The organism is Bifidobacterium castoris, from assembly GCF_003952025.1.
GTDB lineage: Bacteria > Actinomycetota > Actinomycetes > Actinomycetales > Bifidobacteriaceae > Bifidobacterium > Bifidobacterium castoris.
Genome location: NZ_QXGI01000001.1, coordinates 269,775 through 295,698, shown reverse-complemented (window position 1 = coordinate 295,698; position 25,924 = coordinate 269,775). Strand labels below are relative to the sequence as shown.

The window sequence follows — 25,924 nt, the reverse complement described above, 5'->3', positions numbered from 1 at the left end:
CCATTGGATAGTTGACATCGGCAAGAGACCTGTATTCGCCTTTCATGATTTTGAACGGGACGCCATGCATGTCTGGTGCGGGGACGAACCGCCACCATGCACATGCGCGTCCTTGGCATCATCCTTCGTGATACGGCGTTTGATGGTGAAGCTGGTGTCGTCGTGTTCCCCGAACCAGACGAACATTAGCTCATCGTGAATGTTCTGCACCAGCCACGCATGGGAGTATCCTTCAGTGGGACTCGTGGCCTCTGCAAGTGCGCTAGTTATACGTCCTTCCAATGGCAAGGTCTCAATTACCTGGTCCATGACCTCCCGTGAGGCCACGCGCCGGATAATCCGAACGTCATACGCGTTTTTACGCGCCACGTCGGATTCTTCTCCCGGAGTACGAAGAATATCGTCGGGCTGGAGCATATTCTTCAGTTCCCCATACGTGCCTTCGTAAAAACGGTATTTGCCATGTTTGCTGAGTCGGGTTCTCATTGAACTGGTTCCTTTCCTTGTTGTCTGCGCCCGCCGGAGGTATGCGTCCGCCCGTCGAAGGCGGCGCGCTCCGCCCCTCATTCGTCCCGTAAGCGGGCGGCTCGGATGGGGGCGGACGGCGGGTTCCGCCCGCCCCCGGGCATCGTATGGCGTCAGTCCATCTTCGCCTCGGTATGCATGCCCTTGGACAGTGCGCACAGCACGATGCGTGCGAGGCGGGGCACGGGCTGGTCCTCGTCGAGCTCGGCGGTGTGCGCCGCCACTGCCGGCATGTCGTTCGTGAGCCATGCGAAGTACATGAGGGTCGCCGTGAACGGGTTGTGGTGTTCCGGCGTATCGTCGAGGTCGCGCATGCGTTCGAAGAGGCTCATGGCGCGCCCGAGGCTTTCCGTATCGACGGGCAGGGTGCCGAACATCACGGCGGCCAGTATCCGCGCCTGCAGGGCCGCATTCGACTTGTCGTGCGGGTGCAGTGCGAAGCCGAGGATGTGGTCGAGGCTGGCGTCGTCCGGTCGCAGGGCGCACATGATGACCGCGTCGCGCGCATGGAGGTCGGTCGCGAACAGCGGCGCGCAGGCCCTCAAGGTGGCGTCGTCGATGGGCGCGCCGTCGGCGACGTGGTCGTGGATGATGATGACTGCTTCGGTGGTGTCCATGGTGTGCTCCTTGGTGTTCGTGCCGTTCTTCGGCTATCGGGAACATGCGCCCTCGACCGAACCGGATGCACTGGGGTGCACTGAGGTCGGCCCCGACCCCAGTGCACCCTTCAACCCTACTGCCGTAAAGGCTGAGAGACCCTGAGCACTGAGGTCTGGGGTATTTAGGGAGAGGGGAAAAAGGGGAGTCACGCGCGTAGCGGGTCGGTTCTTGCCGTGACTCCGGTTTTTCGTGTCCTTACACAACCCCAGACCTCAGTGCACACACCCGCTCAGCCCAATCATGCCAACGGCTCAGGGGCGTTCTGAGGTCAGGGCCGACCTCAGTGCACACCCCGGGTCGGAGTCGCCATCCCCGCCCGTCCGCCGCGCCGGGATGGCGACGGGGATGGGGGCGTCCCGCGATGACGAACGCGCCCGGAACGATCGTCGCCGCCCGGCCCCGTCGCTCGACGATCGTCATTGCGGATGGTGTTGGGCGGGGATGCCGGTCGGCACCCTCATGACGGTGCCGACCGGGGCGTGGCCAACGACGACGAGAACACGGAACCGAACCGGAAGCACTGGGGTGCACTGAGGTCGGCCCCGACCCCAGAACGCCCCTCAACCCTACTCCTATAAGGGAAGAGACCTTGTAAGCACTGAGGTCTGGGGTATTTGGGGAATACAGAAAAAGGGGAGTCACGCGCATGCGGGGGCGTGGTATCGGCTGACTCCGGTTTTTCATGTCCTTACACAACCCCAGACCTCAGTGCACGGACCCACTCAGCCCAATCATTCCAACGGGTCAGGGGCGTTCTGAGGTCGGGGCCGACCCCAGTGCACACCCCGGCGCCCCGTGTCGGTGCGAGACCCCTGTCGGCGTCGTATGCGTGCGCGCGGAGGGAACGTGGATACGCCGCCCCGGTTCGGGCGCGTCGGACGAACCCGTCTGAGAGGGGCCGCTCCGGGCGCACCTACGGGGAGACCGTGGCACGGTGGTATGGATGGCGGCAATGATCGCGCATGACGCCGACGCGCCCCCTGTCGGCCGTACATGGCCTTCCGGCATTGGCCGCCCGCATCCCGGCCGTTCATGCCCAAGCGGCCCCGGCCCGTTCGCGAAAAGCACTGGGGTGCACTGAGGTCGCCGCCAACCTCAGAACACTCCTCACGCCTACTCCTGTAAAGGCTGAGACCCCCTGAGCACTGAGGTCCGAGGTATTTCGGGGAATGGGGGAAAAGGGGAGTCACGCGCGTAGCGGGTCGGTTTCTCCCGTGACTCCGGTTTTTCGTGGTCCTTACAAACCCCAGACCTCAGTGCACGGAGCCTCTCATCCCAATGGTCCCAACGGGTCAGGGGTGTTCTGAGGTCAGGGGGCGACCTCAGTGCTCATTTCGGCGCGGGAATGTAGCGTGCCGAAATGAGCACGCATGCCGGGGCCGACGGACGGCGTTATCGTTTCGGGCATTGCCGGATGATGCCGATCATGGGGCATGGTACGGGGAGGAGCCTCCCGTCTTCGGGACGGTCGCGACGAGCCCCCATGCGTGCGGGGCAACCGTACACGGCGGCCGACCCGCACGCATCAGTCACATCAAGGATGGGAGCGCCGCATGCCGACATGGGCGCGGGTGCACTGGGGTGCACTGAGGTCGGCCCCGACCCCAGAACGCCCCTCAGCCCTACTGCCGTAAGGGAAGAGAGACCTTCTGCACTGAGGTCTGGGATATTTGGGGAATACCTAAAAAGGGGAGTCACGCGCGTGGCGGGGCATGTCATCGGTTGACTCCCTTTTTTCGTGTCCTTACGCAACCCCAGACCTCAGTGCACGCCTCCGCTCGGCCCAATGGTTCCAACGGGTCAGGGGCGTTCTGAGGTCGGGGCCGACCTCAGAACGCACGCGACGGCCCCGCATCTGCGGTATCGGCGGTCAGGTTGGGCGGACCACGGGCTCCGGCATGTTCCGGCGCCGATCACGGGCGGCCCGCATCCCGACGGGGACCATCCGGACCGCCCGTCCTCGCAACGGGCCGGCGCCGAAAGGACGGGTGCACTGGGGTGCACTGAGGTCGGCCCCGACCTCAGAACGCCTCTTATCACTACTCCTATAAGGGAAGAGGGCCCTTCTGCACTGAGGTCTGGGGTATTTCGGGAGTATGGAAAAAAGGGAGTCACGCGCGTAGAGGGTCGGCTTGTCGCGTGACTCCGGTTTTTCGTGGTCCTTACGGACCCCAGACCTCAGTGCACACCACCGCTCAGCCTAATCATTCCAACGGGTCAGGGGCGTTCTGAGGTCGGGGCCGACCTCAGTGCACGGTTCCGGCCGACACTGCGCGCCATCCACCTGCTGCGTTTGGGTCGACCGGCGGGGATGTCGGATGACCCATGATGACGATTCACCGGTCGGCGCCGACCGGACGACGATCGTCATCATGGGGGAGAGCAGGGCGATGCCGTCCTCGCCCCCATGACCGTCCCCGTCCGCGAACACGGCACCGGCGGATAAGAATGCGGGGCCGAACCGGGGCACTGGGGTGCACTGAGGTCGCCTCCGACCCCAGAACACCTCTCGGCCCTACTGCCGTAAAGGAAGAGACCTTCTCTGCACTGAGGTCTGGGGTATTTGGGGAATACCTAAAAAAGGGAGTCACGCGCGTAGAGGGTCGGTTTCTCCCGTGACTCCCTTTTTTCGTGTCCTTACACAACCCCAGACCTCAGTGCACGCCTCCGCTCGGCCCAATAATTCCAACGGGTCAGGGGCGTTCTGAGGTAAGGGCCGACCTCAGTGCACGTTTCACCGACCCCGACACCCCCTGCCCGGCATGGAATGCGAGGGCGCGCCCCGCTGCGCGCATGCGAGGAGCCGGACAGGACCGCGGCTCCACGCACCCATGGGCGCATGCGCTTCAGCCCCCCCACGTCGGCTCGACGGCAATCATGGGGAGGGCGAGCACTGGGGTGCACTGAGGTCTCCGCCGACCCCAGAACGCCCCTCAACCCTACTGCCATAAAGGATGAGAGACCATGAGCACTGAGGTCTGGGGTATTTGGGGAATACGGAAAAAAGGGAGTCGCGCGCGTAGCGGGTCGGTTCTTGCCGTGACTCCGGTTTTTCGTGTCCTTACACAACCCCAGACCTCAGTGCACAACCCCGCTCAGCCCAATCATGCCAACGGCTCAGGGGCGTTCTGAGGTCAGGGCCGACCTCAGTGCACGCCCCGGGCGTCGACGCATCACCGTCCGGGCAGGAAAGGAGGGGCCGATGCTCTTGCTCGACGGGCCCGAACTCGTCGCCGCCATACTCGACCGGTACCGTACGATTGCGCACACCCTGCGATGCGAGGCGGACCGGACGGAAAGGGGCGGGCGGGAACGGCTGCGGCGTGGCCGTATCATCCGTGATGCCGAATGGCTCGGGCAGGGCGCCGGCATGATCGGCCGCGCCCGCCACATGCGCGCACTGGCCGACCTCATCGCCGAACGCAGCCGGCACGCATGGGAGGCGGTCATGGCCGACCCCGCACCCGACGATACGATCCAACTCGGCGCCATGGCGTGCCGCCACGCCGCCCTGACCCCGCTGCGGTGCATGATGCCCGGCTGCGCGACCCTCGTATGGCTGCTGCTTGATCTGGAGGACGGGCCGGACCGTGACATGACGTACGGAGACATGGTCTCCGCGGCCGGCTGGCGGCGATGGGTGCACCGTTTCGAAGAACAGGAGAGCGAACCCGTCGTCTGCCCGCTCCATCTGGGCGCCCCCGTCCGCGCCGGCGACGGCATGCCGGATGGTTCATGGTTCCCGTGGGACGCGGACCGGGCCATGGTGCCATGCGTGCGCGCCGGTGAGCGTGCCGCGGTGCGGGAGCTGCTCGACATGTGCGACCGGTGGGGACGCATACCACTCCTGTAACCCCGCATCGGTATGGAAAGGACACGGATCATGAACACCACCAACACCCCGACCCTCAACAACGAACACGCCGACTTCCGCCTCGACCCCGACGCACTCGCATACCACCCCGACACCCGCGCCTACATGTCACGAAGCGACCTCGAAAACGACGTACGCGGCGCGCTCGACCCCGACGCCTGGAACAGCGAAGACACCTACGAGACCACCGTCGAAGCCGTCACCGACCACTTCAGCCACTGGATCGACTACGCGGCCGGCACATGGGAGGGCACCGACATCATCGGCAACCTCGACACCGTCAACCCCGACGATTTCTGGACCATCGTCGCCCGCCTCGACACGGATCGCACACCCCGAAAGGAGTGACCTGTGGACGCCGCAACAAGTCCGGCATGGCGGGACCATGCAGTGTGCGAGGGGTTGGACGACCTGTTCTTCGACGACGCGTGCACGGATGCCGCCAAACGCGTCTGCGCCGCCTGCCCCGTCCGGAACGCCTGCCTCGACCATGCGCTGCGCCGGCCGGAACGCCACGGCGTATGGGGCGGCGCAACCGTCGAGGAACGCCAACAGATCCTGCGACGCCGACACCATTGACAGCAAAGAAAGGGGAAGCATGTTCCGTACGCGACAGTTCTACAGCACCGTCTGCGACGCCTGCGGCAAAACCCATGAGGGCTACGAACACGACTGGTGGATCGAAGAGACCATGGCCGAGGAGGACGCCGTCGACGACGACTGGCAGGCGTACACGGGGCCGGACGGCACACGCCGCCACCGCTGTCCCGACCATTGGGGCCTGACCTGCACACGATGCGGTGCGCAGGCCGGCCCCGCCCCCGTGGACGGCCTGCGCACCGTCGGCTGGGAATACGGCGACGATACGCTCTGCCCCGCCTGCGCCAACACGCCGGACGATCCGCCGCTGACATGCACGCTGCTCCTGGTCGAAGCCCACTGCGGCGGCCTGTACACGGTCGAGGCGCGACCCGACACGGATAGGCAGAGGGACGAGATCATGCAGACCTGCGACCAGTGCGGCGACACCGATTGGGTGACGGGCGACGCCGCCACATGGGGCCAGTTGTGCCGTCTGCTCATCGGACGGGCCGCGGACGGCGTCGAAGCGGACTATCTCATGAAGGTCGCACGACAGGACGGCGCACGGTACTGTCCGCACGCGGCCCCGCACATGTTCGACATGCTGGAGACGCGGCTACGTGAGGCGGAACGCCGATACTGGGTCGAGGATGAAACAGGAGGGGACGTCATGAGCGACGACGCGAGCCTGAGGAGATCGTGCGATCAGGGGTTCGTGCGGGCGGCGCTGGAGGAGCATGCCGCCCGCACGAACCCCGGGCTCTAAAACGAGGATGATACGGCGGCGACGCCCCATGTCATCGGGCCGCCGGTTATGGTCACAAGGCGGGATATCAGGGAAAAGCGTAAGGAAATCGTCCGCGAGTACGGCAGTGAACGGTCACTGCGCCGCAAGGCCATGACTGGCATGATCACGGACGACGAACGCATCGCACTGCAGAAGCTGGATGACCTCAGATATCTGGAAGGTACGGGGACGAACGGTCGCTGCGGGCCCGGCAGGGGGAGCGTGAGGCAATGAGGGCCATGAGGCTACGTATCAGCAACATCGGCACCATCAGGAATGCGGACATGCGCCTGAACGGCATCACCGTGCTGGTCGGCGAGAACGGCACCGGCAAATCCACCATATGCCGCACCCTGTACGCCACGGTCAAGGCGCTGCGCAAGAACACGGACGACATACGCCGGTCACGCGCCGACAGCCTGTTCACCCTGCTCCTGGACTACTGCCTGCGCACGGACCGCACCGACACGATCACCGCCCCCATAGGTCAGGCCGTCGAGGAGATGGCGGACGAACTGGCCGCCCTCGGCCCTGAACGTACGGACAGGGCGACCGTCACGCGGCTGCTCGACCGGTTCCTCCCCCCGGACGATACGGAGGAGGACGGGAAGGAACGGACGCTGCTCATCGACCGGTTGTGCAAACGGCTCTCCTTCGGGGACGCCGAGGTGCTGGACCGGGTACGCGCCGACGTGCTACGCCGGGAGCACATCACGAACCGTGACGACACGGACGGCTGGATGGAGCTCGAAAACGCGGGGCGCGGCCCCGACCGTCTCACCGTCGGCGGACACGTCGGATCGGACGCGGATGCGGCGACCCCGCCCATCGGATGGGGCGGGGACGTGACCATGCTGGACGGTCCCCGTCTGCTCGACGGCATGGTCCGCTCCTCCATACCGCACCGCAATCCCTGGTTGCGCAAACCCGACGACGGGCATGCGGCCGACCTGCGAGACAAGATCCTCGCCGGCGGCGAAACCGACGCGGTCACCCAGCTCGCCGTCGACGACGCCATCTCCCGGACCCTCCGATCATTGCGCGCCCATGCCGGCGGTGAACTCCTCATCGACCGGTACGGGCTGAAATTCAAGGAGGACGGCGTCGGACGGGACCTGGACATGCGGGACGTGTCCGACGGGCGCAAGACGTTCATCATGCTGCTGCGGCTGCTGGGCGACAACCGGATCGGTGAGGACGACGTGCTCATCCTCGACGAGCCGGAGATCCATCTGCACCCCGAATGGCAGCTCGACCTGGCGGACATGCTCGTGGAGCTGCGCCGCGCGTTCAACCTCACGATCCTGGTGAGCACGCACAGCCCCTACTTCCTCGAAGCGTTGGAGACTTATGCGGCCCGGCACGGCATCGCCGACGACATGACCTGCTACATGACGCGTCGGAAGGCTCAGGGGGGTTGCGTATGCGAGGACATCACCCGCAATCTCGAAAAGGCCTACGGGGTGCTCGCGGCGCCGTTCGACCGGCTTGACGAGGAGAGGAATGCGCGATGACGTGTTCGGGACGGAAATCGGGGCGGCATGGCCGGCGCGCACACCCGATGCCGTCACACGCCCGTTTCCGCCCCTTCCATGTCCATCGGCACGTCGGCATTACCGGGCCGTCATCCGTGCGCAATAGTCGAGCACCTGACTGTAGCCGGCCAGGTTCCGGTAATGCGCTGCGACGATCGGGTCGGCCGTGTCCGCCCCCACGGTTTCGGCCGACCCGTCCGACAGGTAAAGCCGCAACCCCCCGGTGACCGTAAGCGGTTCGCCGACGGTGAGCGCCATGTTCCCGTTCCCGTCCGTCAGTAGTTTCGGGGTGGTTTTCGCGGAGGCCATGAACACGAGCCGGCTTTGCCCCGGCTGCAGGGTGAACTGGTGGTTGACCGGCACCACATCGCTCCAAGTGACATCGCCGCCGGGGGCGACCAGATCCCCGTCATCGTCCATACGCGGCACGCACACCGCCAGACGCTCATCGGCGAGCCCACGGTCGATGTCCAGAATGGTTCCCTGCGTACGGCCCGTGTTCGTAACCACGTAGGATATGTACGAGCCGCTCTCCTCGCCGGAGAGCTCCATTGCGGGGCCGTCCACATAATTGATGAAAATCTGGCGTTCGCAAACCCGGTATTTCAATGCCGGGTTAGAACGCTTCCACTTATTACATATGGTAGTGAATATGGCACATATGGTGAACGATTCACACATGGTAGAACTTCAGTGTACAATCTGAACTACCACATCATCTGGTGCACGAAATATCGTCGCAAAGTGCTCACGAACGGTGTGGACGAGGATCTGAAGACCATTCTGCACGCCATAGCGCGGAACACGGCTATCGCATACCGCATGTCGAAGTTGGATTGGATGACCATGTGCACTTGTTCGTGTCCGCGCCGCCGAAACTAAGCGTGAGCAGCGTCGTAAAACAGCTGAAAGGCACCAGCAGCCTGCGCTTGTTCGCCATGCACCCCGAACTCAAGAGCACCTACTGGAAACGAAAAGGGGAACGCAGCCTGTGGTCGCCCAGCTACTTCGTGGAAAGCATCGGCGCCGTGAACGAACAAGCGGTCGCCAGGTACATCGACAACCAAAGAACCAAGGAGCGTGAACGCTCATGACCAAACGCAAGATCGCGCAACGCATACCGTTCACACCGTCGAAAACGCAGGCGCAACTGTTGGAACAGTGTTTCGGAGATAGGCGTTTCGCTTACAATCAGCAGGTCGAGGCGTTCAACACGTACGACAAAGAGACGAACCCGAACCCCGAGTATCCGAACGTGACCGACATGAAGAACGCGAACGGATGGCTCAGGGACAGTCCAATCCCGTCGAACGCGTTGAGCAACGCCATCATGGACTTCCGCAAGGCACGGTCGGCGTACTTCCGCAAGGCCGACTACGAGAAGCATCGTCCCCGTTTCGCCTCAAGGAACGACAACATCCAATCGTTTCGCAACACCATGCCCATACGCCGCATGGACGGCAACCGTTACCCACTGTCCAAGAAACTCGGTTCGGTGCGCATCCGCAAACGAGACCGGCTACGCTATCCAATCGAATCATTGTCCAGCTGGACGGTGAAGCGTGAGAACCGGACGTACTATCTGGTGCTCCTGTTCGACGTGGACGTCCGGCCGAAACCCCCAGCGGAAGGATGCATCGGCATCGACTTGGGCGTCAAGGACTTTCTCACGCTCAGCACGGGCGAGAAAATCAACTACCCGACACGACTCCGAGATTTAGAAGAAAAAGTGAAGCGCGAACAACGCCGACTGTCGCACAGGAAGAAAGGGTCAAGCAACTACATCAGGCAAAAGCAAAAGCTCGCCAAAGCCTACGCGAAGCTCCGTCACTACCGCGACGACTTCCAGCACCAACTGTCCCACAGGCTGATCGAAGAGAACCAATTCATCGGCATGGAGACCCTGATGGTGCGGAACATGACGCGAAAGGCGAGGGAAAGACTAGATGCGGATGGCAAGCCGATGCGCAACGGTCAGGCGCGCAAACGCGCGATGAACCGTTCCATACTCCGCGACGGGTGGAGCGGCCTCGTGGACAAGCTGTCCTATAAGGCGGAATGGTACGGACGCGCCCTTATCCGGGTGGACAGATTCTACCCCAGTTCCAAACTCTGCCACGAGTGCGGATACAAGTACCAGAGGCTGCGGCTGTCTGAACGCGAATGGGTGTGCGGGCATTGCGGCACCCTGCACGATCGCGATGTGAACGCCGCCCTGAACATCAGGGACGAGGCGCTTCGACTCAACGGAAGCGGGGAATAACGACAAAACAGGAACCGGCCGACAATCGGGGATAGCCTGCTCAATATGGGAAGCCTCTGACATCAGGCGCGCAAGCCAAGTGCCAAGCACGCCCAGTTCGCAGGAATCCCGTGATTTCAATCACGGGAGTGTCAACCGGTAGACGGCGCCCTCCGCATTGAATTGTGCAATCGACCGGCGATTCGCCTCATCGGCCTGCCATATCTGGAAGAAAGTGGCGGGGATGCCTATGATGGCGACCAGTGAGGCGATGATGGACAGCCACAATTCAGCCTTGACCCAAAACCCGGACGGCTTCCCGCCCGAACGCCCCTCATCGTCAGATGATCCGTTTTCCTTGTCCTCTGTGGGTGCCCCCTCACCGGCGTGCGCCGACACGTCGCCCGTCGTCGGTTGGTCTTCCGTGGGCTGTCCCGTATCCTGCACGCCGTTTTGCCTAGGCTGGGGAGGGGTCGCCGACGCATCATTCTGCGGCATGGTTCCATGTGTGGATGGGCGACGGCCGCCGCGATGCCGTTTGATGTTGCGTTTCGGCCTGCGTTTCCCGTTGCGTTTTGCGCGTTTCCGTTTCATGGCCTCATCGTATCGGCCCGTGAACCATACGGGAGGTGGGCCGTCTCATTATCCGATGCGGAGGAGAGGAATTCGTTATGGGTGGATGGCTGATCGTGGATATTGCGATCCTGGTGCTGGTGTGGTTGCTCAACATCGCGCTTCTGGTGGTGCATGTAGCGAAGCTCGTGGCTATGAGGAGGGAGGAGCGTGCCGCCCGCACGGACTCCGACACGGACTCCGACACGAAACCCGACACGTCCTGGCTGCAAAGCGACCTGTATGTGGACGGGGATGATTGGGAACTGTATGATGTGTGGTGGCGGCGAACAGCGGGGTGGATCGAGGTGGAGTACGGTGTCGCCAACTGGTTGCCGGGGCAGCATGAGTACCGCAACGATTTCATCCGCGTGTTCCAGCGCGGTGTCGGACTGGAGGAGGAGAGTGTCCGCGTGTCGCGTGTCCTGCTCAAGGGCGCCGAGATTAGGTTCGTGCAGACCTTCCTGGCACGGGACGGTTCGACGCCCGTCATACAGGCTGATTCGTCGTATATGGGATAAGGGGATGGCGATGGGCGGGTGATGCTCAAAGGAGCCAGAGTGAGATTCTTCCGGTCGTTCACGGCAGCCGACGGGGCGGAGCCGCTCATCCGCCCGAACCGCGCAAGCATTCCCGTCAGCGTGCGTCAACCCGAACACGGGATGGGGCAGGCCGATCGCAGCCCTTCGTGTCATGCCGACGCATAGGCTGCCGGCATGACACGGACTGGACCATCATGGCGGCGCAGGGCGGGCGGAACGTCACATTCCGTCCTCGACATGGGCGATGCACGCCTTCAACGCCTCATCCATCTGCGGATACTCATAAGCCGTCCGCGTCTCCACGGGCACATCCATGATCCTCGCCGACTCGACCTGACGTCCGGAGGCGGTGCGGATACGCAGCATATCCGTCACCTGGAACGGCGCACCATGCTGCACGGCGCCGGTTGCGGGATCGTACGGCGTGCGCGTCTCCTCGGCGACCAGGATCATGAGCGCCGATTCCTCGGCGGGGATGCGGATCTTCGCGCTGTCCGGACGAACCGGCCGTGCCGTGTTGAGCTCGCCATCCTCGTTGAAATCGGGCACGCATGGGGTCATCCTTTCCGCCCTGCCGTCCACTATCTGGTCTACGCCCATGATGCTCCCGTCGGTGCGTCCCCTGTTCGTGACCACTATCGGATAGGCGGGGGCGGATATGATGACGTTCCCCTCGAACCGTATCCCGGGGTTCACATGGTCGAGCATGAACCACGAGTAGACGGGACCGGATTCGTCATGCTGCCGCGCGGACATTCTCAGCCCATATTCGCCCTGCCATATCGGGACAATCGCAAACAGGGCGGCAATGGTCACGCTGATGATCTTATGCTCCTGCACCCAGCGCCATACCTGCCGGAGAAAGCGGACAGGTGCGGCATGGTCTGGTTCGGAACGGTGCTTCGCCCCGTCGTGAGGTTTGTTCATGTGATGATTGTATCCGCGCGGGCATTGGCCGGCGTGGCGGGAGTCGGAGGGGAGGCCGGTCGGTGATGAACACGTCCATGTTACTCGCGATCGTATGCTGGCTGCTTCTTACCATATGGCTCGCCCTGATGATCAGCGCCCTCGTCGCCGACCGGGTCGGGTGGAGCGCATGGGAGGATTGCGATCCGCGCTTCGAGGACGGGGATCGTGTCGTGCATGCCGTGCGTTGGCGTCGCAACCCCCTTTTCGGCCTGCTCGTCGTGGAGTACGAGGTGGACTGCCTCCGGGCTGGCGGGACGCCCGTCCGCAACGATCTGCTGCGCGCCTACCAGCATGGCGTGTCCTTGCGCCCGGTCGGCCGCACGAAGACGGTGTGGCTGCTCCGGGGGGCCACGGTGCGGCTGGAGCAGACGTTCGAGACGCGCGACGGGTCGTCGCCGCTCATCCGCCCCGCCCGCCCCTGACCGGGGGTGAATCCCTCGTCTTCTCCAGCGGCGGACGCATGGGTGTGGCGTAGCGGCCACGGACATGATCCCCGTTCCGCGCCCATGTGTTGTTTCGTCCATGAGGGGACGCATGGGCATGGTGCAAGACGACCGCCACCACCGAAAAGGAGCATCATGGACGACATGAATCTTGAGATCAGCCTCGACATAGGGTCCGAAAGCATAAGCGTCCCCTATCTCACACGCCGCATGACCTTCGCCGCGAACGGCACGGTGACGGACGACCGGTACACGCTCAACCCAAACCCAAGCATCGACTGGGACGACGGGGAGCTGCTGCGGCTTCTGGACGACACGCTGACCGGGATGCGCGCCGAGATACGGCACCGGATGCGCGCCATCCGACAGGGGGCCGCATCATGAGCAACCACTACCATCCCAAACGCGTCACACCCGACAGTGCGCCGATGCGTGTCGTGCTGTTCCGCAGCCGCCGCAAGGACAACACGCATGTCGAGGGCTTCCGGGAGCGCTTCGAATCGTTCCTCACCCGCGATCCGCTCGTCTCGCTGGAATCCCGGTTCGCACGGTTCGTGCACGACGGCCTGCCGGGCGAGACCAGCCGCTTCTACGTCTCCGTGAACGCGCGCGACGACGCCAAGGTCCGCACCGCGCTGCTGCACATGCTGATCGACGAGCCGGACGTGGACATGGCGAGCGTCGGCCAGATGGCCGTGTCCATCGCCGCCCGACCCTCCAACGCGGCGCAACACCGCTGGCTGTTCGACGTGGATGACCCCGACCTGCTCGCCGTCAACCTGCTCATCAACGACATCCACCGCATCAGCCAAGAGACGGACACGGCGAACGGGGTGGAGGTGCGGCGCACGCCGAACGGGTGGCATGTGATCTGCGAGCACGGCTTTGACCTGCGCCGCCTGCACCTGCCGGAGACGACGGAACTGAAAAAGGACGCGCTCACCATCCACATGTGGGCCGCCAACATTGGCGACCCGTCGCAGCTGAACGCCCTCCAGAGCTTCTGGATGCGCGACACGCCGCAACGGGACAGGTCCGGATACGGCCGGTAGCGGTCGACGGACGGCATGCGGAGCGGCGGGGGTGCCGTGCATGATCCATGACGGACCATGCACGGCACCCCCGCCGCTCCGATAACCCTCAGGGCGTATGATGGATAGGTAAGGCATCGTGCCACTGCTCCGACATGTCCGCCCGAAGACCCGCATTGGACGGAAGAAGCAACCGGATGGAAGAACGAACACCATACCCGTACCGAGGTGATTATCATGGCGAGAGCCATTGACGTGGCGAGGTACATCCTCGAGCAAAGGGATGCGCGGGAGCATATGACGACCGCGTTCGCATTGCAGAAACTGCTGTACTACTGTCAGGCATGGACGCTGGTCGCCACCGACCGGTCGTTGTTCGACGACAGGATCGAGGCGTGGAGGCACGGACCCGTCGTCCATGCCGTATACCCATACTGCAGGGGGCGGCGCTATGTGTTCCCCCGTGAGATTCCCGAGGGGGACGCGTCGGCGCTCAACGTGCAGGAACGGCTGATCGTCGACAGGGTGCTCTCCATGTTCGAACGTCAGGACGACACGCAGCTCGGCGACGCGTTGGAAAGCATGAGCCACGAGGAGCGGCCGTGGTCGAGCGTGGCGTCCGGAACCAATGACGTGATCTCGCAGGAAAGCATGCTGGATTTCTACTCGGCGCTGCAGGCCGATCCCTCACTGTCGCACGCCGCGCCCATACCGAACCTCGCCGACGTGTCCGACCGGACGTTCATCAGCGGCGAGGACGCCGACATGATAGCGGCGCTGCTGTCCGGCCAGGCGTGACGGAAAGGGAGAGCATGTGCACACAGGCATGGGACCGCATCGTCGCGCTCGATGACGACGTCAATCTGGACGGTTTCAGATGCGGCGAACCCGACATAGACCTATGGCTGCAGCGTGACGCCCGCGAATGGCAGGAGACGTCGCGCTGCACGGTGTATCTCGCGATGACGGACGCGAACGAGATCGTCGGATTCTTCTCCCTGAGCATGCACGCCCTGCAGGTGCAGGTCGTGAAAGGGGTGGTGGACGTGTCCGGCAACGCGAAGGTGCCGACCATCCTACTGGGCAAATTCGGTGTGGACGAACGGTTCCGTGGCCGTAATCGCACCGCGTTGGGGTGCGGCCGTCAGGGGCCGCTGCTCATGCGCGAGATCATCGACAGGGCCCGGCAGATGAGCGCATTGGTCGCCTGCCGTCTGCTGTATGTCGAGGCGCTCAACGACGGTCTCATCGCATGGTATGAGCGGCAGGGCTTCCACAGCATGAAGAACCCAAGGAAGATGATCCTCGACCTGCGGCCGGCGCGGCCGGTCGACATGGGACGGTAACGTGCCGCGTCGGCTGGATGGGTTACGGTGGTGGCGTGGGACGCATTGGCTGTCGCGACCATATCGGCAGTCCGGTCCGCATGATGCGGGTGGGGACGGAGAACATGTAAAGGAGCATCGATCATGGGACAGGTGAAGGATACGGATCGCATCCGGCCGGACGGGACGGAGGACGGATCGGCGCGGACGGTGCGACGCAGGCGGGTGACGGCTGCCGTCGCCGGCGGCATCGTCGTCGTTGTCGCCCTGGCCGCCGGCGGCGCCGTCGCCATCTACCGGCATTCCGCGTCCGCGCAATTGGCGGAGGCGAAAAGCATGTGCGCCGAGGCGAGTGAGGCGCTGCGGGTGGCGCGCAACAAGTACGACACGCTGCACGACCAGGACGCGGCCGACGCCGTGAAGATCACCGGCAAGCAGGTCGCGGACGCGGATACGGTCGCCACGCTCGCCGCCGCCTACAAGGAGGAGGCGCCCGCCCTGGCCGCATGCAACGTGCAGGGCGCGGACCAACTGCGCGAGGCGAGGGAGCGCATCGGACGGAACGCGGCATGGTACGACACGCACACCGCCTCCCTGACGGAGGCCGTGGACGCGGTCAACCAGTCACGTGACGCCAAGACGTTGAAGGACGCCAAGGACGCCCTGTCCAAGCAGCTCACCGCCGCGCAGGAGAAGTACAAGAGCACGGACGGCAAAGTGCAGGATGACAAGACCCGCAAGGATCTCAAGGCCATGATCGACAAGGCCACCACAACCCGTGACGGCGAAGACGCGGAGGCGATGAGCTCGCAGGCCAAGCAGCTCAAGGACCTCATGGGCAAGGTGGACGCCTCCGTCAAAGCCAAGCAGGATGCGGACAAGAAGGCGGCCGAGGAGAAGGCCCGTCAGGAAGCCGAAGCCCAAGCCGCCGCAGCGGCCGCGGCGCAGGCGAACGCGGCGGCGCAGCAGCAGTACGTCGCTCCGCAGCAGTCGTACACGCCGACCTACACGGCGCCGCAGCAGACGTACACGGCTCCCGCCACACCCCAGTACACGGCACCGCAGCAGGCCGCGCCCGCACAGCCGGCGAAGCCCAACACCGGCAGCGGACCCATCAGCGGCGGACACGGCATGACGGGACCGTGTGATGCAGCATGCCAAGCTGAAGCAATGAAACCAATTCAGCGTTGACCGTTCATTTACGTGTTCCCGCGTGTGATCATCTCTGCGCTGGGACGATGGTATTCAACCACAACGGTTTCTGACTCCCGACCCCCTCCTCAATCTCCCCTTCTTTCTGGGCGGTTCCGGTATTGCCGGAACAGCCCTTCATTGTCTGATTCATCCGAATGGCGTGAATCGTGAGACAATGAACGGTAGTGACTGAAGAGAGGATGTCATGCACGACGATATGAAGAACACCACCCCTGACAGCCATAAGAAGAAGCGGATCGTCATCGGCGTCTCGGCGCTGCTGGTCGCCATTCTGGCCGCCGGCGGTGCGGTCGCCATCTACCAGCACAGCGCGTCCGCGCAATTGGCGGAGGCGAAGAGCACCTGTGCGCAGGCGGCCGACCGGTTGCGTGTGGCGCAGAACAAGTACAGTGCGTTGATCAACGGCGACGAATACAAGTCGGCGGTGGCGGTCACGGACAAGCAGGTCGAGGACGGCAGGGTCGTGACCACGCTCGCCAAGGACAGTGGGGACGAAACCCCCACAATGGTCGCGTGCAACGTGGAGGACAAGACAGCGCTCGAACGCAACACGGGCTTGATCGACAAGAACACCACCTGGTACGAGACGCATGCCAAGACCATCGACGCGGACGTGAAGAACGTCGTCAAAGCACGCGACGCGAAAACGCTGAAGGACACGCAAACCGCGTTGGGCAGGAAGATCACGGACGCGAAGAAACTGTACGATGCCTCCAAGGATAAGGTCAAGGACGACAAGACCCGCGACGCGTTGAAGAAGCAGATGGATGCGGCCGGCAAACTCAAGGACGGCAAGGACGTGAAGAAGATCAAGGATGCGCAGGCCGGGTTGGAGAAAGCCATGAAAACCGTCAACGACAGCGTGAAAGCCAAGCAGGATGCGGACAAGAAGGCGGCCGAGGAGAAGGCCCGTCAGGAAGCCGAAGCCCAAGCCGCCGCCGCAGCGGCGCAGGCGCAGGCGCAGCAGCAGTACGTCGCGCCGCAGCAGTCGTACACGCCGACCTACACGGTGCCGCAACAGTCCTACACTCCCGCGTATACGGCGCCGGCAGCGCCGCAGCAGAGCGCACCCCAGTACAGTGCGCCCGCCGCGCCGGCGCAGCCCGCTACCCCCTCCACGCCCAGCACCGGCGGCAACACGGGCAGCGGACCCATCAGCGGCGGACACGGATGCGGCTCACTATGCACCAGTGCTCCAACTGATACATATGTCCGTTAATGGTTCCTAGTCGGATGGTGGGGATGATTCCCGCCACCCGACTATTTTTTGTGCCTGCGAGAACGAGAGGCGCTGTCAACAAGGAGTCACCTGCGCAAACGCCAACATGTTGGACATGCCCGGACGGTGGGGCTCGCGCAATGGGGCGAGGCGGCGGTCAGCCCAGTTTTACTTGCCGTCCGTCCGGTAGTGTGCCTATGACGTCAAGTCGGCCGCCAAGAGCCTCCATGTATTTGCGCAGCGTATCCACCATTGCGTGGGTTCCGCCGTTGTTTTCGATTGCTGATACGCGTTTTTGGTTGACGCCCATGCGTTCGGCCAGCTGCGCCTGTGTCAGTCCGTTTTCCTTGCGGGCTTCCCTGAGTTCATACAGGCGTATGTCCCGGCGGAGTCGGGCGACGGCTTGTGCGTTTTCTTCGGGGGTGATGTTGTGGTCGCGAGCGAAGTCTTCGATGGTGTAGCCTTTTCTTGTTGTTCCAGCCATAGTTCTATGGTAATGCCGTTTTGTGTGGCGCCCCTCGCGACACCCTGACGCGCATGCACCACATCCACGGCAATCGAATACGCTAGAATCACAACCATACCGCTTGAGTTCAGCAGAAGGAAGCAAATGGCAGTGAAAAACACTACCCCCCCCCGCTATAGCGTTTATAGTGGCGGCCCGTCCGCACGGTTCCCGTGGTGGGGTGGTTGCTGATGCGGCGTGAAGCGGGCACGGACCTGTGGGTCGCCCGGCAACTGGATTCCTGCGGCATCGACTACACGCCGCAAGGCAGCGACGTCAAGGACATCAGCATGGCGTTGGCGGGCGCGTCGAAGCGCGGCACGGGACGTGCGGGATACCCGGAGTACGTGGCGGTCGTAGGCGACTACGTGCTGGTCATCGAGGACAAGGCCGATCTCGACCGGCATGTGTGGTACGACGGGGCGGGTGTGGTCTCGTTGGATGTGAAACCTGTTGTCGAGTATGCGGTCAACGGCGCCGTGTCCTACGCCAAACGCATCGCCCAACATTCCCATTTCCGCAAGGTGTTCGCGATCGGCGTGTCCGGCGATGAACGGCATCATCGCATCACTCCCGTGTATGTGGACGACCGTGAGGGCTACAAGATCCTCGATGATGTGGAATCGTTCATCTCGTTCACGCCGGGCAACATCCGTGAATACTATGAGCGGCAGGTGCTCAACCAGCGCACCGACGTGGAGAAGACCACGACGGAGATATTGCGGGACGCGGCCGAACTGCACGAATACCTTCGCGCCTACGGGTCGGTGAAGGACCAGGACAAACCATTGGTCGTCGCCGGTATCCTGCTCGCTTTGGATGAATTGGAACACGGGTTCTCCCTGGACATGCTCAAAGGAGAGGACTATCCCGGCGGCCGTGACGGCGATCTCATCTACGACGCGATCAAACGCCGCCTCAACCGTTCCAATGTGGGGCCGGACACGAAACGCGACACGATGCTCAGCGAGTTCTCCATCATCACCTCGTCCGCGAAACTCAACGAACCCAATCCCGCGTTGGGCATGACCCCGTTGCGGTATTACACGCAATTCCTGTACGACCGCCTGTTCACCGCGATCAAATACCAGCAGTCATCGGAGGATTTCATCGGCCGCTTCTACGGCGAGTTCATGAGCTATTCGGGCGGGGACGGGCAGACGTTGGGCATCATCCTCACCCCGAGGCACATCACCGACCTCATGTGCGACCTGTTGGACATACAAGTGGACGACGTGGTGCTCGACCCCACATGCGGCACGGGCGGGTTCCTGATCTCCGCGATGCACCGCATGGTCCATCAGGCCCACGGCAAAACGGCCGTGGAGGCGCGCATCAAGAAACAACAATTGCACGGCTACGAGTTGCAGCCGAACATGTTCGTCATCGCCGCCGCGAACATGATCCTGCGCCGTGACGGCAACGCGAACCTACGGCAGGAGGACTTCCTCAAACAGCCGGCGGGCGAGGTCCAGTTGAAGCACGCGACTGTGGGGTTGATGAACCCGCCGTACAGCCAAGGGTCGAAAACCGATCCGAGCCAATACGAATTGGGTTTCATCGAACACCTTTTGGACTGCCTGGCCCCGGATGCGCGTTGCGCGGTGATCGTGCCGCAATCATCCATGACCGGCAAGACCAAAGCCGAACAAACGTTCAAAACATCGATCCTCAAGCACCACACGCTGGAAGGCGTCATCACCTGCAACACGAACACGTTCTACGGGGTGGGCACGAACCCCGTCATCGCCGTGTTCACCGCCCATGTGCCGCATGACCCCGAGCATGTGGCGAAGTTCATCGACTTCAGGGACGACGGCTACGAGGTACGCCCGCACATCGGCCTTGTCGAGGGCGACAGCGCGAAGGACAAACGCCAGCACCTGCTCGACGTGTGGAACGACCGGATCGAAGCCCCATCGAAATTCTGCGTTCAATCCACCGTGGCCGCCACGGACGAATGGCTGCACTCGTTCTACTACTTCAACGACGAAATCCCCACGGACGCGGACTTCGAGACGGCCATCGGGGATTATCTCACGTTCGAGTTCAACATGGTCATGCAGGGACGGGAATACCTGTTCGAACACCGCGAGGCCGACAATGACGACAAGTAGGATGATAAACGAGAACATGACGGTCACACCGTTGGGAGAGAAGGAATGGGAACCGTTCAACGTCTTCGAATCAGGCATCCTGTCCATCAAGACGACCGGCAGCGGCGTTGACGGGATCCGCATCAAAAGCGGCAACGACGAAAACGTGCCTTACATCACCCGTTCCGACACCAACAACGGAATCGCCCGTTTCGTCAGTGAAACGAACTACGAGTACGGATTCGACGAGGGGGGATGCATCATAGTCGGTCTTGACACACAGACCGCGTTCTGGCAACCCGGCAGGTTCATCACCGGGCAGAACATCCACATCATCACCGCCGACTGGCTCAACATGGAATCCGCCATGTTCCTCATTCCCCTGCTACGTTCCCAAATGCGGGCCAAGTTCAACTGGGGCGGCAACGGGGCAACCTTGAAACGCATGCGGAAACTCGCGATCATGCTTCCCGTCACAGGTTCCGGAGAACCTGATTATACGTACATGGCGGATTACGTGCGGCAGAGACGCATGACGATGCTTGAAAAATACCGCGCCTATGCTGAAAAACGTATCACGGCACTAGGTGATTCAGCCACGATTCCAGCATTGGAAGAGAAGGAATGGCATGCCTTTGCGGTCAATCAGGTGTTCCTCTCCATACAACGCGGCAAACGCTTGAAGAACGCCGACCATATCCCGGGATGCATGCCGTATGTTTCCTCCACCGCCCTGAACAACGGTGTGGCCGATTGGATCGACGCCACGGAAGGCACCCGTGTTTTCGAAGACTGCATCTCGTTGGCGAATTCAGGCAGCGTGGGAAGTGCGTTCTACGAACCCTTCGCTTTTGTCGCAAGCGATCACATCACCCATCTCAAACGTCCCGATACCAACGGCTACATCTATCTTTTCCTGACATGCGCGCTGGAAAAACAAAAGGCAAATTTCAACTTCAGCAGGGAAATCAACGATTCGAGAATCAACAAACTGCGCATCATGCTCCCCGTGAACGATGCAAACGAACCCGACTACAAGTACATGGAACAGTACGCGCGCAACATGATGATCCACAAACTCCGCCAATACCTCACCTTCATCGAGTCCAAGGCATAAGCAGGTTCTTGCCGTGCGCCATCAGCAGCGGACACGGCGTGACAGGTCTCCCTGGATATACTTTGGCTGATACCTACGCCCGTTAATAGTTCCTAGTCGGATGGTGGGGATGATTCCCGGCCCCTTTTCGATCCCCTTTCCCTCCTGGGTGGTTCCGGCAATGCCGGGACCGCCCTTTTTTCCTCTTTTTCGGGCCCGTCGCCGCTCCACCCTGTTTTGAGTGCATAGGGGTCTCCTAGCGTCCCCGTCCGGGGGCGTTCCCGAAATTGAAGGAGACAACCTATGACGGGACAGCAGAAGAAGCGGAGGAAGCCGGGAAGGCTGCTCAAGGCGCCGGTCGCCGCGATTGTCGCAGCGGCCGCACTGATGGGCGGCGTCGCGCCGGCCGCGTTCGCTGCCGGCGGCGGCGGCAACCAGCCGGGTTCGGGCGGCGGCCTGGCTGCCGCGCAGTTCTGGCAGTATCGTGACGGGCCGGACGGGTCGTGGGGTCCGGCGACGAGTCTGGATTCGGTGCGCAACGCGATGAAGGCGGCCGGTGTGACGATGCTCGATGAGGGCGGCAGTTACAATGGTCCGGCGAAGGCGCAGGCCGCGTTGGATCAGGCGCGTGCGGAGTGCGAGTCCGGGTTCAACCAGCGGCATCCCGATGAGGCGGGGCAGGCGAACTGCCGTGTCGTCGCGGTTGGCGCCGTGGCGGGTTCCGCCGCGCAGGGCGTGAACGGGTGGAATGGTTCCGGTGTCGTGGCGCGTGAGACGTGGATCGACAACTGGAACAAGTACGTCGCACCGGTTCGATACAACTACGCCGGCACGCGTCCGTACTACACGTCTACTCCGTTCGATGATAATCCGTCGGACAGCGTGGACAAGATCATGAACCGCAACGTCCACGACGACACGAGCATCGCCGTCATCGTGCTCGACAAGTACCAGCCCGCCCCGCCGGTCACCGACTACGAGCTGACCATCACGACCGACGTCAATAAGCCCAAGGACCTCAAGGCCGGCAGCACCGACAAGGTGTCGGACACCATCCACGCGTCCCAGTCGGCGGGTGATGCGCAGCAGGTCAACGCGAATGTCATCATGCACTTCGACGGCAACAAGCATGTCGCCGCGAAGACCGCGACCAAGACCGTGAAGATCACCACGAAGGGCGACACGCGCACCCCGGAGTTCGCGCCCGCCGATTTCGGCTTCAAGTCGTGGCCGGCCGGCACCTACTGGTTCGACGTGCAGGTGCCCAAGCAGGGCCACATGAAGGCCGCGGTGGATACCGCCGACCGTGAGGCCTCTGAATCATTCCGTATCGTGGATGTGCCTCCTCAGCCTCCGGTCAAGCAGATCGAGCAGGGCGTGAGCGCGGATGCGATGGTGAACCATACGGTGATCCGTTCGGGCACCGGCCGTGGCGGCTATGCGATGACGTTCAAGGATGTCATCACGCCGAATGGTGTCACCTACAGCGTGTCGAACATGAAGGTGATCGACGAATCCGACAACAAGGACATCTCGGACCAGTTCGATATGAACTGGGACAAGGCCGCGAATACGGTGACGGCGGTGCGCAAAGACACCACGTCGATGATGCCGTTGGAGCACACGTACGCGTTCCATCTGGACGTGACGGTCGCGAAGCCCGACATCAACAAGGTGGTCGACAAGGGCACGGTCATCTGGAACGACACGTCGCAGGATACGGATGCCAAGGAGTTCCCCACGTGGAAGCCGAACCCGGACAAGTCCTGGATCAAGCAGAACACGGACGGTTCGTGGGCTGCGGTCATCGATCCGGACGAGACCAACGACACGGGAGCCGACCGCAACGTGTTCCTCGACGGCGACAAAGTCGCTTCCGTGGTCAACGGCGTCATCTCCGCGAACCTGATCGACGCGCCCACCACATTCACCCTGGAGGATGACTGGACAAAGGCTGACTACATCTTCGACGCCGACACGAAAGGCATCAAGGTGTACATGATGGACGCCCAGTCCAACACGGCAAGCTCCGTATACGACATCGTCAACAAGGGCACCGACGTCACCAGCCAGTTCGACATCACCGCGCAGGGCACCAAGGCGACCGCGAGCATGAAGGCGGACGCGCTCAAAGCCCTCAAGGGCCTCAAAGCCCACCGTCAGTACACGCTGCTCATCCCCGGCGTGGTGAACTTCGCGAACGGCGGCGGCGCCGAACAGGTGCGCAAGGACGCCGGCAAGGAGCCCGGCGACGAAGTGGAGTTCTGCTCGGTGCCCGGCTCGGACGCGAAGCTGACGAACTCGGGCGCGCAGACCGTGAACACCGACCGTGTGCCGACGAACGAACCGTGGATCTGCGGCTACATCCCGCCGGTCGAGAAGGACGTGCTCGGCGAAGCCTCCCAGGGCGGCGCGCAGGAAAGCGTGGACGGCAAGGTCGTGTTCCCCGGCCAGAAGGTCGAATACCAGCTGACCACCACGCCGAAACTGCCCGGCCAACTCGCCTACGACGTGAAAACCGTGGTCGTCACCGACCAGTACGACGAGCATCTCATCCCGGACAAGCAGACCGTCGAAGTCACCGACATGGGCAACGGCAGGATCGTTCCCAAGACGCAGTACACGACCCGGTGGGACGACGACAAGCACCTGTTCCAGCTCACCTTCGACGACACGTACGTCAAGGCGAACTGGGGCAAGGGACAGAACCCGCGCCTGCTGATCCGCTTCGAGGGCACCGTCAGCCAGGACGCGCCGACCGACACGAAGGTGGACAACCAGTGGATGCTCACCCTCAACAACTCGGTCACCCCGTCCAACAAGGTGTTCAACACGCCGCCGGATTTCACGCCGGTCAAGGAGGACACGCAACAGGACCCGACCATCAGCATCGACGGCAAGACCGCCCTGCTGGGTGACGTCCTCTACTACCGCGTCCACCTCGACCTGAAGAACCTCGGCCGTGACGTCACCGCATACGACATCAAACGTGCAGGCATCGTCGACGACTACGACGACGAATACCTCACCGCCGACGAACAGCACGTGGAGATCCTCAACACCAAGGGCGAGGACGTGACCGCGAAGTTCAACGTCCAGTTCAAGGACGGCGTCGCCTACGTGTTCGCCAAGACCACCGACACGAAGATCCCGGCCACGGGCGAGACCGTCAAGGGCGACCCGCAGCCGACCGACCTCAAGGCGTACAGCGAGAAGAAGATCGACCCGCTCAAGGACCCGTCGATCGACCAGTCGCTGACCGGCTCCGAGTACACGGTCGTGCTGCCGATGACCGTCACCAAGGTCACGGACGGCTACACGGTGAAGAACACCGCCACGCAGATCGTCAACGACGTGAAGAAGGACACGAACACGGTCACGAACCCGTTGAAGCCCATCAACCCCGTCAAGGACGTGACGTTGAAGGTCAACGGCGATTCGGTCAACGGCCAGGAAATCCCGCTCACGCAGAAGTTCCTCTACCGTCTCGACAGTTCGGTCATCCCCGCGGACCGCGCCTACCCGCAAGTCACCCAATGGGGCGTCACGGACAAGCTCGACACCCAGCACGACAAGTATCTGGGGGAGTGGCAGATTCGTGCCAACCGTGACCTGTACAAGGACGGCACGCTGATCGCCAAGACCGGCGACGTGCTCGCCGGCACCGGTTTCGACAACACGGAACTGCTCGCCGCCATCACCGGCGACGCCGCCACGGACGATGCCGCCCAGCCCACTGGCGAACAGTTGTTCACCGTGGACTACAAGGACGGTGTGATCACCGCGAACGCGTCCGACACGTTCCTCAAGCTCGTGTCTGCCGACACCGAGCATGAGCAGGCATGGTCCCTGTTCCTCAGCGTGCAGCGCATCGCCACCAGCGACCGTGTGGAGAACACGTTCACGGAAACGTTCAATGACAAGGAGCTTGTGTCCAACACGGTGTGGACCAGCACGCCCGACCTCACCCCCAGCATCCACTTGGAGAAGTGGGATGAGAAGAGCGGCTGGCCCAACGGCGACCGCGACACGCGCGAACAGGCGTTGAAGGACGCGAAGAACGGCGACGTCATCGTGTTCACCATCACGAACACGAGCCGGACCGACAAGGACGGCAACGGCGCGGTCTACCGTGTCAAGGACTTGAAGCTCACGGACCAGACCATCCTCGGTGACGGCCGCGTCGTGGACCTCAAGTACCCGGATAATTGGGATACGCTGATCCTCAAGCCCGGCGAGTCGGTGGACGTCAAGGGCGTGCTCAAGGACGTCACTGGCGACCACACGGACCGCGCCTCCGTGTCCGGCATTCCGCTCACCCCGTGCGTCGTGAACGATGACACGCCGTTCGACGGCAAGGACAACCCGACCGTGCCGGCCGGCGCGGTCGACATCGACGGTGTGAAGATGTGCGGCGCGGACCGGATCGTGTCCAACACGGACGACTGGAACGCAACCGTCAAACCGCCGCTGGCGCATACGGGCGCGGCCGTGTGGACTGTGGCGGTCGGGGCGATGGTGCTCGCCGGTGCGGGTGTGGTGACGCTGCTTGTCTCCCGGCGTCGCCGGCACCATGCGGGCCGCCACGGCGGCGAGTGATCCCGTAAAAAGGGGTTGGCCTTCCGCCTCCGGGCGGGGTGTGCGGGGCGGGGGCCCGTCGGGATCC

General features: G+C 62.9%; 23 protein-coding genes and 1 pseudogene. 18 read left to right on the top strand and 6 right to left on the bottom strand.

What is annotated here, in order from left to right; translation table 11 throughout:
- Window positions 1-42: 42 nt before the first annotated feature.
- Together D2E22_RS01330 and D2E22_RS01325 are read right to left on the bottom strand one after the other, a co-directional pair.
- Window positions 43-486, bottom strand: a complete 444-nt coding sequence (locus D2E22_RS01330) for a hypothetical protein (RefSeq protein WP_126031318.1) — start codon at window positions 484-486, stop codon at window positions 43-45.
- Between the two features lie 152 nt (window positions 487-638).
- Complete coding sequence (locus D2E22_RS01325; protein WP_126031317.1) at window positions 639-1,142, bottom strand: hypothetical protein; 504 nt, start codon at window positions 1,140-1,142, stop codon at window positions 639-641.
- 3,245 nt (window positions 1,143-4,387) lie between these two features.
- On the opposite strand from D2E22_RS01325, the gene D2E22_RS01320 reads away from it, so the two are divergent.
- From D2E22_RS01320 to D2E22_RS01300, 5 genes are all read left to right on the top strand, one after another.
- Window positions 4,388-5,038, top strand: a complete 651-nt coding sequence (locus D2E22_RS01320) for a hypothetical protein (RefSeq protein WP_126031316.1) — start codon at window positions 4,388-4,390, stop codon at window positions 5,036-5,038.
- A 30-nt stretch (window positions 5,039-5,068) separates the two neighbouring features.
- Window positions 5,069-5,407 (top strand): hypothetical protein, encoded by a 339-nt coding sequence (locus tag D2E22_RS01315; protein WP_126031315.1) that lies wholly within the window; start codon window positions 5,069-5,071, stop codon window positions 5,405-5,407.
- Window positions 5,408-5,410: 3 nt separating this feature from the next.
- Window positions 5,411-5,638 carry a WhiB family transcriptional regulator gene (locus D2E22_RS01310; RefSeq protein WP_126031314.1) on the top strand — a complete coding sequence of 76 codons (228 nt, stop codon included), beginning with the start codon at window positions 5,411-5,413 and terminating at the stop codon, window positions 5,636-5,638.
- A gap of 19 nt (window positions 5,639-5,657) precedes the next feature.
- Complete coding sequence (locus D2E22_RS01305; protein ID WP_126031313.1) at window positions 5,658-6,407, top strand: hypothetical protein; 750 nt, start codon at window positions 5,658-5,660, stop codon at window positions 6,405-6,407.
- Between the two features lie 260 nt (window positions 6,408-6,667).
- Window positions 6,668-7,942 carry an AAA family ATPase gene (locus D2E22_RS01300; protein WP_164518361.1) on the top strand — a complete coding sequence of 425 codons (1,275 nt, stop codon included), beginning with the start codon at window positions 6,668-6,670 and terminating at the stop codon, window positions 7,940-7,942.
- A gap of 99 nt (window positions 7,943-8,041) precedes the next feature.
- On the opposite strand, the gene D2E22_RS10425 is transcribed toward D2E22_RS01300, so the two are convergent.
- Window positions 8,042-8,644: a hypothetical protein gene (locus D2E22_RS10425; protein WP_164518347.1), complete on the bottom strand. Its 603-nt coding sequence runs from the start codon at window positions 8,642-8,644 to the stop codon at window positions 8,042-8,044.
- Between the two features lie 12 nt (window positions 8,645-8,656).
- Between D2E22_RS10425 and tnpA the strand changes: the two are divergent.
- Window positions 8,657-9,057 (top strand): annotated as a pseudogene (tnpA, locus tag D2E22_RS01290) (IS200/IS605 family transposase).
- Window positions 9,054-10,226 carry an RNA-guided endonuclease InsQ/TnpB family protein gene (locus tag D2E22_RS01285; protein WP_126031310.1) on the top strand — a complete coding sequence of 391 codons (1,173 nt, stop codon included), beginning with the start codon at window positions 9,054-9,056 and terminating at the stop codon, window positions 10,224-10,226. The pseudogene tnpA and the gene D2E22_RS01285 overlap by 4 nt, the downstream one beginning before the upstream one ends.
- A 120-nt stretch (window positions 10,227-10,346) precedes the next feature.
- On the opposite strand, the gene D2E22_RS01280 is transcribed toward D2E22_RS01285, so the two are convergent.
- Window positions 10,347-10,799, bottom strand: coding sequence for a hypothetical protein (locus tag D2E22_RS01280; RefSeq protein ID WP_126031309.1), 453 nt, complete (start codon window positions 10,797-10,799; stop codon window positions 10,347-10,349).
- Between the two features lie 77 nt (window positions 10,800-10,876).
- On the opposite strand from D2E22_RS01280, the gene D2E22_RS01275 reads away from it, so the two are divergent.
- A complete protein-coding gene (locus D2E22_RS01275) occupies window positions 10,877-11,338 on the top strand; it encodes a hypothetical protein (RefSeq protein WP_126031308.1) in 462 nt (153 codons plus the stop codon).
- 240 nt (window positions 11,339-11,578) lie between these two features.
- Here the strand turns inward: D2E22_RS01275 and D2E22_RS01270 are convergent, their stop codons facing one another.
- The gene (locus D2E22_RS01270) at window positions 11,579-12,115 is read right to left on the bottom strand and encodes a hypothetical protein (protein WP_126031307.1); all 537 of its coding nucleotides are present in this window, start codon (window positions 12,113-12,115) and stop codon (window positions 11,579-11,581) included.
- 248 nt (window positions 12,116-12,363) lie between these two features.
- Between D2E22_RS01270 and D2E22_RS01265 the strand changes: the two genes are divergently transcribed.
- The 7 genes from D2E22_RS01265 to D2E22_RS01235 all read left to right on the top strand — a co-directional run bounded on the left by D2E22_RS01265 (window position 12,364) and on the right by D2E22_RS01235 (window position 17,561).
- On the top strand, window positions 12,364-12,750 hold the full coding sequence (locus tag D2E22_RS01265) for a hypothetical protein (protein ID WP_126031306.1): 387 nt from the start codon (window positions 12,364-12,366) through the stop codon (window positions 12,748-12,750).
- A 156-nt stretch (window positions 12,751-12,906) separates the two neighbouring features.
- Window positions 12,907-13,155, top strand: coding sequence for a hypothetical protein (locus tag D2E22_RS01260; RefSeq protein ID WP_126031305.1), 249 nt, complete (start codon window positions 12,907-12,909; stop codon window positions 13,153-13,155).
- Window positions 13,152-13,823, top strand: coding sequence for a hypothetical protein (locus D2E22_RS01255; protein WP_126031304.1), 672 nt, complete (start codon window positions 13,152-13,154; stop codon window positions 13,821-13,823). Before D2E22_RS01260 ends, D2E22_RS01255 begins: the two co-directional genes overlap by 4 nt.
- A 216-nt stretch (window positions 13,824-14,039) precedes the next feature.
- Window positions 14,040-14,600 carry a Panacea domain-containing protein gene (locus tag D2E22_RS01250; RefSeq protein ID WP_126031303.1) on the top strand — a complete coding sequence of 187 codons (561 nt, stop codon included), beginning with the start codon at window positions 14,040-14,042 and terminating at the stop codon, window positions 14,598-14,600.
- Between the two features lie 14 nt (window positions 14,601-14,614).
- Window positions 14,615-15,148, top strand: a complete 534-nt coding sequence (locus D2E22_RS01245; protein ID WP_126031302.1) for a GNAT family N-acetyltransferase — start codon at window positions 14,615-14,617, stop codon at window positions 15,146-15,148.
- Between the two features lie 123 nt (window positions 15,149-15,271).
- The gene (locus D2E22_RS01240; protein WP_126031301.1) at window positions 15,272-16,318 is read left to right on the top strand and encodes a hypothetical protein; all 1,047 of its coding nucleotides are present in this window, start codon (window positions 15,272-15,274) and stop codon (window positions 16,316-16,318) included.
- 208 nt (window positions 16,319-16,526) lie between these two features.
- Complete coding sequence (locus tag D2E22_RS01235) at window positions 16,527-17,561, top strand: hypothetical protein (RefSeq protein WP_126031300.1); 1,035 nt, start codon at window positions 16,527-16,529, stop codon at window positions 17,559-17,561.
- A 157-nt stretch (window positions 17,562-17,718) separates the two neighbouring features.
- Here D2E22_RS01235 and D2E22_RS01230 read toward each other — a convergent pair whose 3' ends face one another.
- Complete coding sequence (locus tag D2E22_RS01230; RefSeq protein ID WP_126031299.1) at window positions 17,719-18,045, bottom strand: helix-turn-helix domain-containing protein; 327 nt, start codon at window positions 18,043-18,045, stop codon at window positions 17,719-17,721.
- A 212-nt stretch (window positions 18,046-18,257) separates the two neighbouring features.
- Between D2E22_RS01230 and D2E22_RS01225 the strand changes: the two genes are divergently transcribed.
- The 3 genes from D2E22_RS01225 to D2E22_RS01215 all read left to right on the top strand — a co-directional run bounded on the left by D2E22_RS01225 (window position 18,258) and on the right by D2E22_RS01215 (window position 25,857).
- Window positions 18,258-20,183: an HsdM family class I SAM-dependent methyltransferase gene (locus D2E22_RS01225; protein ID WP_241218110.1), complete on the top strand. Its 1,926-nt coding sequence runs from the start codon at window positions 18,258-18,260 to the stop codon at window positions 20,181-20,183.
- 16 nt (window positions 20,184-20,199) lie between these two features.
- Window positions 20,200-21,279: a restriction endonuclease subunit S gene (locus D2E22_RS01220; RefSeq protein WP_164518360.1), complete on the top strand. Its 1,080-nt coding sequence runs from the start codon at window positions 20,200-20,202 to the stop codon at window positions 21,277-21,279.
- Window positions 21,280-21,561: 282 nt separating this feature from the next.
- Entirely contained in the window at window positions 21,562-25,857 is a 4,296-nt protein-coding gene (locus D2E22_RS01215) for an LPXTG cell wall anchor domain-containing protein (RefSeq protein WP_126031297.1), read from the top strand.
- Window positions 25,858-25,924 lie beyond the last annotated feature (67 nt).